Source organism: Arthrobacter sp. A2-55, from assembly GCF_025548615.1.
Taxonomy (GTDB): domain Bacteria; phylum Actinomycetota; class Actinomycetes; order Actinomycetales; family Micrococcaceae; genus Specibacter; species Specibacter silviterrae.
Map to the genome: position 1 here is coordinate 22,432 of NZ_JAJLOZ010000024.1, position 13,432 is coordinate 35,863.

Annotated in this window: 8 protein-coding genes, 1 tRNA gene and 1 pseudogene; 7 read left to right on the forward strand and 3 right to left on the reverse strand. The window is 63.3% G+C overall.

From position 1 onward, the window contains the following. Nucleotides 1-44: 44 nt before the first annotated feature. Both pyk and LPN03_RS08605 read left to right on the forward strand, forming a co-directional pair. Nucleotides 45-1,529, forward strand: a complete 1,485-nt coding sequence (gene pyk, locus LPN03_RS08600) for a pyruvate kinase (protein ID WP_262453897.1) — start codon at nucleotides 45-47, stop codon at nucleotides 1,527-1,529. 282 nt (nucleotides 1,530-1,811) lie between these two features. Beyond that, nucleotides 1,812-3,659: a hypothetical protein gene (locus tag LPN03_RS08605; protein WP_262453898.1), complete on the forward strand. Its 1,848-nt coding sequence runs from the start codon at nucleotides 1,812-1,814 to the stop codon at nucleotides 3,657-3,659. Nucleotides 3,660-3,787: 128 nt separating this feature from the next. Here LPN03_RS08605 and LPN03_RS08610 read toward each other — a convergent pair whose 3' ends face one another. After that, nucleotides 3,788-4,390 carry an ANTAR domain-containing response regulator gene (locus LPN03_RS08610; RefSeq protein WP_165182399.1) on the reverse strand — a complete coding sequence of 201 codons (603 nt, stop codon included), beginning with the start codon at nucleotides 4,388-4,390 and terminating at the stop codon, nucleotides 3,788-3,790. Between the two features lie 185 nt (nucleotides 4,391-4,575). On the opposite strand from LPN03_RS08610, the gene LPN03_RS08615 reads away from it, so the two are divergent. Next, a tRNA-Leu gene (locus LPN03_RS08615) sits at nucleotides 4,576-4,656 on the forward strand. 580 nt (nucleotides 4,657-5,236) lie between these two features. Here the strand turns inward: LPN03_RS08615 and LPN03_RS08620 are convergent. Next, complete coding sequence (locus tag LPN03_RS08620) at nucleotides 5,237-5,857, reverse strand: hypothetical protein (RefSeq protein ID WP_262453899.1); 621 nt, start codon at nucleotides 5,855-5,857, stop codon at nucleotides 5,237-5,239. A gap of 815 nt (nucleotides 5,858-6,672) precedes the next feature. Between LPN03_RS08620 and LPN03_RS08625 the strand changes: the two are divergent. After that, nucleotides 6,673-6,844: pseudogene (locus LPN03_RS08625) on the forward strand (helix-turn-helix domain-containing protein); the annotation flags it as partial. 254 nt (nucleotides 6,845-7,098) lie between these two features. Here LPN03_RS08625 and LPN03_RS08630 read toward each other — a convergent pair. Then, nucleotides 7,099-8,496, reverse strand: coding sequence for an IS1380 family transposase (locus LPN03_RS08630; protein ID WP_262453900.1), 1,398 nt, complete (start codon nucleotides 8,494-8,496; stop codon nucleotides 7,099-7,101). A gap of 913 nt (nucleotides 8,497-9,409) precedes the next feature. On the opposite strand from LPN03_RS08630, the gene LPN03_RS08635 reads away from it, so the two are divergent. From LPN03_RS08635 to LPN03_RS08645, 3 genes are all read left to right on the forward strand, one after another. Then, nucleotides 9,410-10,480 (forward strand): IS30 family transposase, encoded by a 1,071-nt coding sequence (locus tag LPN03_RS08635; RefSeq protein WP_370875275.1) that lies wholly within the window; start codon nucleotides 9,410-9,412, stop codon nucleotides 10,478-10,480. Between the two features lie 589 nt (nucleotides 10,481-11,069). Next, nucleotides 11,070-12,029 carry a S1C family serine protease gene (locus LPN03_RS08640; RefSeq protein WP_262453901.1) on the forward strand — a complete coding sequence of 320 codons (960 nt, stop codon included), beginning with the start codon at nucleotides 11,070-11,072 and terminating at the stop codon, nucleotides 12,027-12,029. 207 nt (nucleotides 12,030-12,236) lie between these two features. After that, nucleotides 12,237-13,394 (forward strand): ABC transporter substrate-binding protein, encoded by a 1,158-nt coding sequence (locus LPN03_RS08645; RefSeq protein ID WP_262453902.1) that lies wholly within the window; start codon nucleotides 12,237-12,239, stop codon nucleotides 13,392-13,394. Nucleotides 13,395-13,432 lie beyond the last annotated feature (38 nt).

Genomic DNA, 13,432 nt, shown 5'->3' on the forward strand with positions numbered 1-13,432 from the left:
GACACTAGATTTCCACTGTCAAACACACCACTTAGGTAGGTAAATTGAGACGCGCAAAAATTGTGGCGACTTTTGGGCCGGCAATCGCCAGCTTTGAGAACACACTTGCGGTACTGGATGCAGGGGTCAACGTGGCCCGCATGAACATGAGCCACGGCGACTACTCCGTGCACCAAATCACTTACGACAACGTCCGCAAGGCTTCCGAGCAGCTGGGCAAGACCGTGGCCATCATGGCCGACCTCCAGGGCCCCAAGATCCGCCTGGGCCGCTTCGAAAACGGCACCGGTTACGATCTGGCCGTGGGCGATGTCTTCACCATCACCACCGAGGACGTGCCCGGCACGAAGGACATCTGCTCCACCACGCTCAAGTCCCTGACGGAAGACGTCAAGCCCGGCGACATCCTGCTGATCGATGACGGCAAGGTCTCCGTCCGCGCCACTGCCGTTGACGCCGTCAAGGTGGTCACCGAGGTGACGGTGCCCGGCAAGGTTTCCAACAACAAGGGCATCAACCTTCCCGGCGTTGCCGTGAACGTCCCCGCCCTGAGCGAAAAGGATGAGGCGGACCTCCGCTGGGCCCTGGCCTGCGGCGTGGACCTGGTGGCCCTCTCCTTCGTGCGCGACGCTGCCGACATCACGCGCGTGCACGAGATCATGGACGAGGAAGGCCGCCGAGTCCCGGTCATCGCCAAGATCGAGAAGCCACAGGCCGTTGACAACCTTGAGGCCATTGTTGATGCGTTTGACGCCATCATGGTGGCCCGCGGAGACCTGGGCGTGGAACTTCCCCTTGAGGACGTCCCGCTGGTGCAGAAGCGGTGCGTGGAAATGGCCCGCCGCTGGGCCAAGCCCGTCATTGTGGCCACCCAGGTGCTTGAATCCATGATCGAGAACCCGCGCCCCACGCGTGCCGAGGCCTCCGACTGCGCCAACGCCGTCCTGGACGGTGCGGACGCCGTCATGCTGTCTGGCGAAACCAGCGTTGGCGCGTTCCCGATCGAAACGGTCAAGGTCATGGCCCGCATCATTGAGGCGGCCGAAAAGGACGGGCTCAAGCGCATCCCGCCGCTGGGCACCAACCCGAAGACCCGCGGCGGCGTCATCACGGCCGCTGCCGTGCAGATCGCCACGCAGCTTGACGCGAAGTACATTGCCACGTTCACGCAGTCCGGCGACTCCGCGCGCCGCCTGTCCCGCCTGCGCCCGGCACACCCGATCTTCGGGTTCACGCCCGTGGAGCAGGTCCGCAACCAGCTGGCGCTGACCTGGGGCGTGGAGCCCGTGCTGGTGCCCACCGTGCCCCACACCGACGCCATGACGGCCCAGGTTGACCGCAAGCTGCTGGAAAAGGGACTGGTGGAGGACGGCGACCTCGTCGTCATCGCCGCCGGTTCCCCTCCCGGACAGTCCGGTACCACCAACCTCGTCAAGGTCCACCGTGTCGGGGACGTCGCCGACCTGGGCCTGGCCGAGTCCGGCGCCAACAACAACCGGGAAAAGGTTGGCCCCTGGCCCACCAAGTAGGCTGAGCCAACCATCCCCAAAGCACGACGGCGGCACCCATGGCGGGTGCCGCCGTCGTGCTTTAACCGGTGGCCGAGCAGCTCCCGGTGGTCGAGCAGCGAGCCCTGCGAGCGCGTCGAGACCCCGTCCGGCGGCCGAAGTTATCCACAGGCACCCCAAAATTCCGGACTTTGGCGTGCCCTGGTGGGCTACTGTTTCCACCATCCCCGGAAGCGGAGTGCCGGGGATCCTTAGTGGAAACTCAGGCCGGGGGCGATGGACATGCGGGTCGGAAAATTGATCGTGGGAGCGTGCCTGGCTTGTGCCGGGTTGCTGGCAGCGCTGGCGCCGGCGGCCGTTGCCGTCCCGGGTGAACAGGGGGCCGCGGTGGAGGTGGTGGAGCCGGGCCCGGCCCCCGTGGCCTTGAAGGCGGGGCCCGGCGGGAAGAGCTTTTGGGAGCTGACGGTGAAGGGCGGGGGAGCCTACATCGCTTCCTGGGAGCGCTCAACAGGGGTGTGGTCAACACCTGAGGAAGCCGGGGCAGCGTTGACTGGGATGTACGACTGCCGGAACAAGGCGGTCATGAAGTTCGTCGACCAATTCCCCACCTACCAGGCGTTCAACGCATCCCCGGGAGTCAAGGATGAGGCGGGCAAGATGTCGTTCGTGGATCCCGCCACGGTCAAGGCGATGGAGAAGTGCTTGACGGATTCGTCCATCAGCTCGGACCAGGTCAAATACGTGAAGGAAAAGGCAACATCCGGAAAGACGCCGGGATCAGTGGTCATCCAGATTCCGGCCGCGCTGACAGGGCCCGGCACCCACGAGCTGTTTATCGCTAAATACGCCCTGCTGGCCAGCGGCAACCCTGCTTGTCCGAGTAAAACCTGGGCGCCCGGTCCGGACACGATGGGTGGGGCGGTGGGTGGCATGTGCAACCCCTCGCTCCAGGACATCAAAAAATTCACTGTGACGATCCCGCGTGAGGCTTCGGCAACCGTGCTGGGCGGCCCGGTTGCCGCGGCCGGCGCGTGGTTCGAGCCCAGCGCCTACAGCAACGCGCGGCCGCTGGAGGTGGGTGCAACATCAGGAACTGTCGGAGCAACGGTGGCAGGCCTGTGGCAGGCGGCCGTTCCGGCGCTGGTGCTGGGCGTGGGGCTGGCCCTGCTGCTGGCCGTTCCGACTGCCTTGCTGTCAGCCGAAACCGGCAGGCGGACGGGCCGCCTGGCAGGCGCCGTCCGCATCGTGGTGCCCGTGGCGGGGCCGCCTGTTGGCGGAGTGTCACGGCGCCGTTGGTGGAGCACCCGCACGCTGGGCATGGTGCACGGCCCGCTCGCGTTCCTGGTCCTCGTTGCCTGTTCGGCACTGGCCGCCGTCGGGCAACGCGGATTCGGGTGGAATGGTGGATCTGCGCGCCTGGCGTTGTCCTTCCTGGCGGCGTTCCTGCTGCTGAACTATGGATCCATGGTTTTAAGATGGGCCATTGCGAGCCGCCACCGCCGCGGCAGTTTCCCGAGGGTCGCCGCCCGGCCCATCTATGTGGTGGTGCTGCTGGCCTCCCTGGCCGCGGCACGGGTTGTTGGCCTCGAACCTGCCCTCGTCTTTGGCGCAGTCCTCGCCATCGACTACAGCCTCAACACGGAGGAAGCAGGTCCCCGCAGGCCGGCGATGGCTGCAATTGCGGGCACCCTCTTCTTGGCCGTGGTGGGCTTCGCCGCCTGGGCCGGTTACAGCTTCCTTGCCGCCAACCACGTTGAAACATTCATCCGGTGGGGCGAGATTCAGCCGGACAGTGTGGCTGCCGTCAACGATGCAGCCGGGATGGTGACGGTCGCAGCGGGGGAGTTCCTGGCCGTCATCGCCACCGTGGCCATTGCGGCCCTGCCCGTCACGTTGTTGCCGTTCGCTCCCTTTGAGGGGGCGCTGCTGTGGGCATGGCGCCGGGGTGCCTGGCTACTCACGTACGCCGTTGCCGCTGCCGTCTTCAGTTTCGTGTTGGTGCCGTGGCCCGGATCCGTGGGAGCCATGGAAGGTCCCCTCAATGCATGGCTTGGGCTGTATGCCGGCTACGCCGTCCTGGCCGGAGTGTTGTGGGCCATGATGGTGCTCCCGGTCCGGGGAAGGGGCGTGCCGTCCCCTGACCCCAGCTAAAGCGCGACGCCGGCACCCAAGGCGGGTGCCGGCGTCGTTGGTTTCCGGTGGTCGAGCCTGGGCCCACGGCCGCGAGGGTCCCGCTGCGAGCTTGCGAGCAGTGGGAGCGGCTGGGGAGCGAGACCGGCTCAGTTGACCTGGTTGATGATGGTTTCAGCCACCTCGCGCATGCTGAGGCGGCGGTCCATGGAGGTTTTTTGGATCCAGCGGAAGGCCTCGGGTTCGGTCAGGCCCATTTTGGTGGTGAGGAGGCTCTTGGCGCGCTCCACAAGCTTGCGGGTGGCGAATTGCTCCTGGAGGTCGGTGACTTCGTTCTCCAATGCCTTGATTTCCTCGTGGCGTGAGAGGGCGATCTCAAGTGCCGGGATGAGGTCGGCGGGGGTGAACGGCTTGACCACGTAGGCCATGGCGCCGGCGTCGCGGGCGCGCTCCACCAATTCCTTTTGGCTAAAGGCAGTCAGGAGGACCACGGGGGCGATGCGGGCCTTGACAATCTGCTCGGCGGCGGTGATGCCGTCCATGACGGGCATCTTGACGTCCATGAGGACCAGGTCCGGCTTGAGTTCCTTGGCGAGTTCCACAGCCTTTTCACCGTTGTCGGCTTCGCCAACCACGTCATAGCCTTCGCCGCGCAGGATCTCCATGATGTCGAGACGGATCAGGGTCTCGTCCTCCGCGACGATGACGCGGCGGGCGGGGGTGGTGCTGGTGGATTCCGAATTTTCGGACACTAAGGGCTCCTTGGAAGCTGGTGGCAGTGATTGTCGCCGCTGGGCGGAAAATCGACGCGCATGGGTGGCACTGGTTCTACAAAACAGCCTATCTGCATGTAGAGTGGATCCGCGCACTTGTTCGGAAGTGATTCACGAACGGGCGCGTGATCTTTGTAACGGAGCCCACGTGGGCCCCTGCAGAGGCCCAAGTGGCGGAATGGCAGACGCGCTGCACTCAAAATGCAGTATCGAGAGGTGTGTGGGTTCGAGTCCCACCTTGGGCACATTTGTTCGAAGAATGACCTCCTGGAAACAGGGGGTCATTTTTCTTATCCGGACCTGTTGTTCGAGCTGGTCGAGACACTTTGTCGGGGCCCGGCCATGTCCTTGTTCGATCCAACTAGGCAGCGCACTTGGTCTCCGACGCAGATTTAGTTGATCGTCCCCGGCAGCTCCCTTTCTGAATGTTGCGAGGAGTTCGTCTCCGTCACTGTATCCATGGTCCGTCGGGGCAATTGCCACCGAACTTGGGGGTGCCTTTCTTCTCAGTAGACGGAAGCCCACCCAACACCGGTGTACGACAGATGCCAAGGTCGAGGCCTTTTGCACCAACCACCAGGACACGCCGTGGGCCATGGCGGTCCCTGTGGGCTGCTGCGTAAATTTCGGCCACGATCAAGTCGACGTCCGTCTCGTCGGCATAGCTGGCGTAGATGTCTGCGGTGGGACGGTTGCCAATGCCCTGCCGGATCAGTGCTGCTCAGCCAAGCAACTTGATGTAGCCATTTGTGCCGCGTGCCACCAGCCGTCTGGTGAGCTCATGGAGGAGAGTCGGGATTTCGGCGCCGGTGAGCTCGCCGGCGCTCATGCGGTAGCCAGGCTGCGTTCGCGGATGAAGACGTTCATTGCCGCAAGCTCGTGAGGTGTTTCAGACTTTGTGAGTTCCTTCATTGGTTCGCGGACGGTCCGGTAGGACTCGGCCGGCATCCACGCCTCGTTGAGGGGTTGGATGCGTTTGGTCCAATCTGGGGCGGGTTGGTTGAGGCGGTGTGCGGTGTAGTTGGTGATTCCGGCCAGGGCTGCGGACCATTGGGGGTCATTGAGTTGCGGGCTGCGCTGGATTAACGGCCTGCCGGCTTTCAGGGATGCGCTGGCGTAGTCGGCGAGCATCTTGGTGGCGAATTCAAAGTCCCTCTTGGCGAGAAGGTCTGTGAAGGTTGCTGCGTAGTCGCGCCGTTCCGGGTCGTGCTGGCTGCCTCGGGGGATAGGGGTTGCCGTTGCGAGGGAAAGGCCGAGCGCTGCGAACACCGCCAAAGTCTTGCCGACTTCAGCGCGCTCGTGGCCCGATTCGAGGTCGATGAGGAATTTCCGCGAAACAGCGGCGGCGTCGGCCAAGGCTTGTTGAGTAAGGCCCTGGCCTATTCGTTGGCGGCGGATCAATGCACCGGCCGCGGCCGGTGTGTCTATGGTGTTCTCAAATGTCATGGCCAAATCCCTTCCCTCATCCATTGTGTCACCGAGCGGTGACATCCGCATCTCCATGTCTGAAGACGTAGAGAATAGTGGTTCCATTGCGGACTGTTCCCGCCGGGAACACATGTCCCTCGGGACTGGCCCGGACTGCGTCGTACTTCCGCAGAAACTCGTGGCTTCCCAGTGTTTGCAAGGGTAGAAGTCTGGTTCGAGTCCCACCTTGGGCACATTAAACCCCCTGAACTCAGGGGGTTTTCGTGTTTAAGCGTTGACACGATGTTGACACCCGTTGACCGGTTGCTCCCCTGAGAGGCGATGTTGGGGCGCATCCTGAAAGCCCGACATCGATGTGGCTGTTGGCTTGCGACGGCCCCGTGCTGACGAATTCGGGGAGAACTTCTCCTCCACCTTGATCATCGTGTGCCGGAGCCTCAACGCCGGTTAGCTCCATGTCGGGGCTCACCAGCGCCACTAGCCTCGGAAGTACTGGACGCCCCCAGCGTGGCCGTTTCTTGATCTGGCATGAGCAGGACCCTTCAACCATGTCCCCTTGAAACGAAATCCCGCGGAAAGTGCCTTTCGTTTTCAACATTGACTTCGTCAAGTAGCGGCCGCCCTGCTTTCAGCGAGGCGTCGGCATGCCCGCTTCGTGGTCGATGGGGGAATTCCGCGAAACCTTGGCCGCATCAGCCAAAGTTTGTCGGCTCCGATCTGCGTCCAACTGGACTGAAATCGGCATGTTTCCGCGGGCGATCAGCATATGTGGGCCGCCTCCCCGGGTTGCGGGAGTACCCTGAGTCCAAAGCGTTGACGGAAAGCAGGATGGTGTGGCCAACTCAGGATCCGGCGATTCGGTGGTGGACCGGGGGCCGCCTCATTGCCGCATTCCCCGAGGGGGCTGGCAGCCTCCAGCTGTCGGAGCTGGCCCGCCGGGCGGGGCTGCCGCTCACCACTGCGCATCGCCTGGTCCAGCAGCTCGCCGGGCACGGTCTGGTGGAGGCACTGCGCGCCAGCTCGGCGAGCTCCACTCAGTGGTTTCCTCCCGGCACGCACGGGCATACCTTGCCGAGTCTTACACGGGATGGCCGGGCGAGCCATAAGCCTTGATCCACCGATCCGGTTTGGGGGTTGGCTGAATTCCGGTTTTTGGTGGTTTGGCATTCTTGGGCAGCACAGGGGGCGGCCTCGCTGCCGGTGGTGTTCCACTGTCTGGTTCCTTGGGTTGCGCCGGGTTCGGCTGGGTTGACGGTTTCTTATGCGACGTGTTGTGGCGGTTTGTGGGTGGCGGTGAAGAGGTTCTCCCACTCGATTTGCCAGGGCCAGGACTGTGGCAGATGGAACTGTTGGCGGCGGGCGCTGGAGGCTATCCGGGCCGGGATATTGATGATTTTTCGGCGGATCGTGCCCGTGCGGGCTTTGGTGAACTGGCCGGCGGCCAGGATCCCGGCAGTGCGTGTGAGGTTGTAGGCCATGACCGCGGCGACGAGCCAGGCCGAGTTCGCGGCGAACTTCCCCGAGGGCAGGTGGGCCAGGGCGGAGTCCTTGAGATCGGCGTTGACCTGCTCGATCCGGGCATGCTTGCGGTGAACCTTGTCGGCAGCAACAGCATCCAATGTTGCCGCATCAATGGTGGTGAAGAAGGAGTGGAAGCGGTACGTGTCAAAGAGTGTTGGCTGCCCCTGGGCCGCTTTCGGATTCAGCTCCGGGATGCGGCGCACGACCAGGCGCCCGGGGACCCGTTCGGCCTTCTTCCTGCCGGTGAACGCGGTGAACTCGATTTCCGCGACCTCGGCCACTGACACCCAGGCTTGGGCGTCCTCGTCGTAGACGGCGTTGGTGTACTTGATCGGAGTCCACGCCTCCTCCGGAATCTGGGTGATGGAGCGTTTCACGGCCTTGTTCATCGGCACCGTGACCGTGACCTCGGCGCCACCGGCCAGTGCTGCGCTGACGGTCGGGTGCCCGTAGTAGGCCGAATCAAAGCGACATACCACCGGCCCCGGCGTCTTGGTTCGTTTGAGGGTGCCCAAGGCCTCGGTGACGAACTTGTTCGCGCCGCGGGCGGAATTCGCCGCCCCTTTGCGCAGCCGCTGGGCGATGATGACCGGGGCGGTGTCTTCCCGCGAGGCGGTCGCCAGCACGGCGTTCAGGCCCCGGACCTTGGAGTAGCCGTAACCGGAGCCCTGCTTGGCGTAGCCGTGAACCTCGATGATCGTGTCATCAACATCGATGAAGAGGAAGTGTTCCCCGGACTGTGCCCCGAACAGGGGCGCCGTCCGGGCGAGGTTGATCAGGAACCGGGAGGCGACTGCATCCAACTGTTTCACGTGCCCGAAGGTGAAGGACCGCAGGAACGAGCCCAGCGTTGAAGGGGCGTAACAGCCGGTGAAGGCCTTCTTCATTCCGCCGTGGCGCAGCACGGCCATGTCATCAATGCTGTCGGCGCCTGCGACCATGCCCGCCACCAGGGCAGCAACTTTCAGCCCGGCGTTCGCACCCTTGTGGGTCGGTATCTTGACCCACTCATCCGCCAGGGTGTGCAGGCCCGCAACCTGGGCCAGGCGCATCACCGGCACCAGCCCGGCCGGCGACACAAGGTTCTCCTCATCGAAGGAAACTGACACGGCCGCGCGGGTGTGGGAAACTAACATCTGCGAGATGTCCTCTTTTGGGTATGAAAATTTGACTGTGGTAAGCCATATTTTCCCCTAGAAGGCGAGTTCTAGCGGTTGTTGCAACACCCCCTGAAAAACGGGAGTTGCAACACTCATGGATTCACCCTCAATTAATGATGCTTTCTTAACGAAAAAATCACCCCCAGGAAACCAGCCCATTCCGTCCGGCTCGCCAGCCCTGAAGCGGGCCTACCGGCATTACTCTGCCGCCGATCGCACCGAGTTCTTCGCTGCGTTCGAGCGTTTGGGAAGCATCCCGGCGGCCGCCCGGGAACTGGGATTCACCCTCAGTACCTGCCGTGCCTGGGCGGGGCCTTCCGGCAGGGAATCAGGCCAGAAATACACCCAGTCCCAGAAGGACGAATTCTTTATCGTCCTGGACCGGGTCGGGAGCGTGAGCGCCGCTGCGAAGGTGCTGGGCATCAACGTACAAACCTGCTTCCACTGGGCCTACAAGGCCGGCGCCGTGACCTGCAGGCCCCGCGCAAATCCGGTGGTGGCCCAGCCCTCTGCCACCCAAGAGCATAAGGACGTGTTCTTTACCGTCCTTGCCCGTGTGGGCAGCATTAGCGTGGCCGCCCGGGAGCTTGGCCTGCCCAAGTCTCGGTGCACGAACTGGGCCCGCAACGCCGGGATCAAGTCCATCCATCCCGGGGTGGCCAAACGTGCCGAATACTTCCGGCTCCGCGAGGCAGGCGTCGGCCGGAAGGAGGCCGCCGCGGCTGCCGGGGCGAGCCGGAAAAGCGGTTACCTGTGGGAAAACGAACGAGACCGGGCCAAGGACCGCGCCGTGAGCTCCGAGTCCCTGGATCTGCCGTATAAACAGGAGGTGAAGACTACTTTTCCCGAACCGGCGTCAACCGATACAGCACCCTCAGCCCCTGCGGCCCTGCCGCCGGCAGCGGCACCCAGGGCGGCAGCAGCACCCGAACACGCTCTGGTGGCCCTGAGGGCCCTGGAACAGGTCGTCAGCGCCCGTTACTTGTCCCTGGCCGAGCGGGAGCGGATCGCGGACATGTACGGACGGGGAGAGTCGATGCGGGCCATTGCCCGTGCTCTGGGCCGGTCCCCGGGATCGATCAGCAGGGAGATCAAACGCAACAGCCACCCCACGTTGGGCTACCAGCCCTATGGCGCCCACCGCGCCGCCACCGCATCCCGGGCACGGCCGAAGATCAGTAAGCTGGCAGCAGCCGGGGAACTGCGCGATTACGTTGAAGAGAAGCTGCGCGTACGCTGGTCCCCGGAACAGATCTCGAAGCTGTTGATCAAGGAATTTCCTCATGACGGGCAGATGCGTGTGAGTCACGAAACGATCTACCAGTCCCTCTATTTCCAGGCCCGCGGCGGGCTCAAACGCGAGGTCAAGGAAGCGTTGCGGACCGGGCGGACCCGCCGGAAGAAACACAAGAGTCCCGAGGAACGCACGAGCCGCTTCCGGGATCCCATGATCAACATTTCCGAACGCCCGCCCGAGGCTGAAGACCGTGCGATCCCGGGCCACTGGGAAGGGGACCTCATCACCGGCACCAGCAACCAATCCGCGATCGCCACCCTGGTCGAGCGCACCACCCGCTACGTCATGCTCGTCCACCTGCCCATCGACCACAGCGCCGAATCCGTCCGCGACGGACTAATCAAAACCATGTCAACCCTGCCAGCCCACCTGCGCGGTTCCCTGACCTGGGACCAGGGCGTGGAAATGGCCAAACACAAGGCCTTCAGCATCGCCACCGACATGGACGTCTACTTCTGCGACCCCCACAGCCCCTGGCAGCGCGGAACCAATGAAAACACCAACGGACTCCTGCGCCAGTACTTCCCCAAAGGCACCGACCTTGGCGCCTACGGACCCGAAGACCTCGAGCACGTCGCCCAGGAACTCAACGCACGCCCACGCAAAACACTGAACTGGAATACGCCAGCCGAGTCTCTTCGTGATTTACTGATAGCCAGCTGACCTCGGGCGTTGCATCGACCCCTAGAATTCGCCGAAGACGGACATTTCGTGTTTAAAACGCCGTACCAGCCCCCAAATCAATCGGTGGATCAAGGATAAGGGCCCTCAACCAAGGGCCTCGCGTCGCCCTCTGGCGGCCCGGCCATGCTGGTGGACCCAACGACCGTCGTGGTCAACGTACTGGGCAATTGCGTTCCCACATTAGTCGTGGGGACATGAGAAAACCGCTTCCCCGAGTTTCGCCGGGCTGGTCCGATCCACGCCAGATCGAATGGTTGACAGCGCCATTGAGGGCGAGCCTGCCGAACTCGATACCGGTGCGTGGATCGGTCTTCGCACCGTTGATGGGATTGGATGGTTGGCCCGGGGACTGGATGTGGGATGCATTGCCTCATCCGGCGGCGAGTGACCGACGATTTTGAGGCAATTCAGCCCATGACCCGTTCACCGACGGCGTACCGCCGACAGGACTATGGCAGGCGTCACTTTCGTTGTAGTGGAATATGGCGCAGGGCATTAGTGGCAAGCTGCACCACCCACAACCAGCCACGTCCGCCCCGGGAGGTGTGCGGTGAAAGAAAATTCGGAGATGTCCCAGTCCGGGCTTGAAACTGAGGATGTCATGGACTCATATTCCCGGTCCGTCATTGCGGTTGCCGAGGCGGTGGCGCCCCACGTGGTCGCCGTCGAGGTGTCGGGCACGGGCCGCAACGGCCGCACGCGCATGGGTGCGGGCTCCGCCGTCGTCTTTACCGAAGATGGCTACATGCTCACGAATGCCCATGTGGTGGCCGGCGCCAGCGGCGGGCGGGCGGCCTTTGCCGACGGCACTGGAACGGACATTGAAATCAGGGGAGCGGACGTGCTTTCCGACCTGGCCGTGATCCGCGGCCTGTCCCACATGCATGCACCGGCCCGCCTCGGCGACGCCGAGGGGCTGCGGGTGGGCCAGCTGGTCATTGCCGTGGGCAACCCCCTGGGCCTGGCCGGTTCGGTGACGGCCGGCGTGGTCAGTGGCCTGGGACGGTCCATGCCCACTGCCCTCGGACGGAACCGGCGGGTGATTGAGGACGTCATCCAAACCGATGCGGCACTGAACCCCGGCAATTCCGGCGGGGCGCTGGCCGACGCCCAGGGCCGGGTGGTTGGTATCAATACCGCCGTGGCAGGTGCGGGGCTGGGACTGGCTGTTCCAATCAACGCCACCACCCGGAGGATCATCTCGGCCCTCATGACTGACGGGAGGGTCCGCCGCGCCTACCTGGGCCTGGTCAGCTCGCCGGTCCGGCTCAACGAAACTCTGGCCCTGCGGACGGGGCAGCAGGAGGGCCTGCGCGTGGTGGATGTCATTGCAGGCTCTCCGGCGGACCGGGCCGGGCTGAAGTCCGGCGACCTGGTGCTCACCGTTGCCCAGCGCCCCGTTTCAAGTGCGCAGAGCCTGCAAAAGCAGTTGTTTGCCGAGGCCATCGGTGCGCTGCTGGCAGTGACGGTGCTGCGAAACGGGGCCATGGTGGATGTGATTGCGGTCCCGGTGGAGATGACCGAGTAGGCCTCAACTCGGAGAGCGCGGGCGGCGTGCAACATTGGCCCCAAGTATTGACAGCGTGGTCGATCTCACCTAGGTTCAATTTAGGTGTTCGTTTAATGAACTTCTGTTCGACAAGTGAACAATTAGCTTGAAGTTCACGCCATTTACCACCGGCGGCCAGCGTTCCATCGAGGATGGAAGGCCTCCCCAAAATTGATAGAGGAATTCATGATTCAGCGTGGAATCACCCTGAAAAAGGGCGTATTGGCAGGGGTCGCAATTTTGGCACTGTCGCTGTCGGCGTGCGGGTTGCCGGGTGACAAGGGGTCGTCTTCCAAAGACACCAGCGGCCCCATCAAGATTGCCGTTATCGATGCCCAAAGCGGGCAGACTAGCTCCCTCGGGGCATGGGAACTCAAGGGAGTGCAACTCGCATTCAATGAGGCCAATTCGGCCGGTGGCATCAATGGTCGCAAAATAGACCTGAAAATATACGATGACCAAGGCGACCCGACAACTGCCACCAACCTGGCCCACAAAGTGGCCAGCGACGGAAACATCTTTGTCATGGGTTCCAGCGGCAGCGCGCCCACCTTGGCCATGGCACCCGTGCTGGCCCAACAAAAAATCCCATTCATGAGTTCGGGCCAATCTCCGAAGCTCGGTGAATTGGGGAACAAGTTCCTGTTCTTGAATGACCCGACGAGCGTGACCGGCGACGAAACACTGGCCAAGTACCTTGTGACGACCAAGCACTATCAAAAGATTGCCATGATCAGCAACAACGGGGCCTATGGCAGCGGCGAGCACGATGCGTTCACGGCCGCTCTCAAGCAGCTGGGCGTGACGCCTGTGGCCGACCAAATGGTCACCCCGGCACAGAAGGATTTCAGCGCGGCGCTGACCACCATCCGGCAAAGCCAGCCAGAGGTGCTATTCGTCGGGGCCGAAGAGGTCCAGACGGGCCTGATCGTCAAACAGGCCCGTCAACTGGGGATCAATGCCGTCGTCGCCGGTGGCGCTCCGGCGGGAACCTCCGTGTACATTTCGACTGCCGGAGCCAGCTTGGCCGAGGGAACCATCACCAGCTCCCCCTATTTGGGCAATGATACAAATGCCGCAACCAAAAAATTTGCGGCTGCCTACAAGGCCGCCTACAACGAAGTGGCGGAATTCCATGGGGCCAAGGCTTACGACGGCGCCAAGATCCTCATAGCAGCCCTCACCAAGAACCCCACCGCCACGGGCGCTGCGCTGGCGGACGCCGTCCGTGCCGTCAAGTACCAGGGATTGGTGGGCAACTTCGACTTTGATGCCAACGGGGTGGGTGTCCATACTGCCCAAATCGGCGTGGTGAAAAACGGCATTATCGTCCCCGCCCCGTGAACTATGCCTGGCAGGGGCCGCCAAGCGGCGGTCCCTGT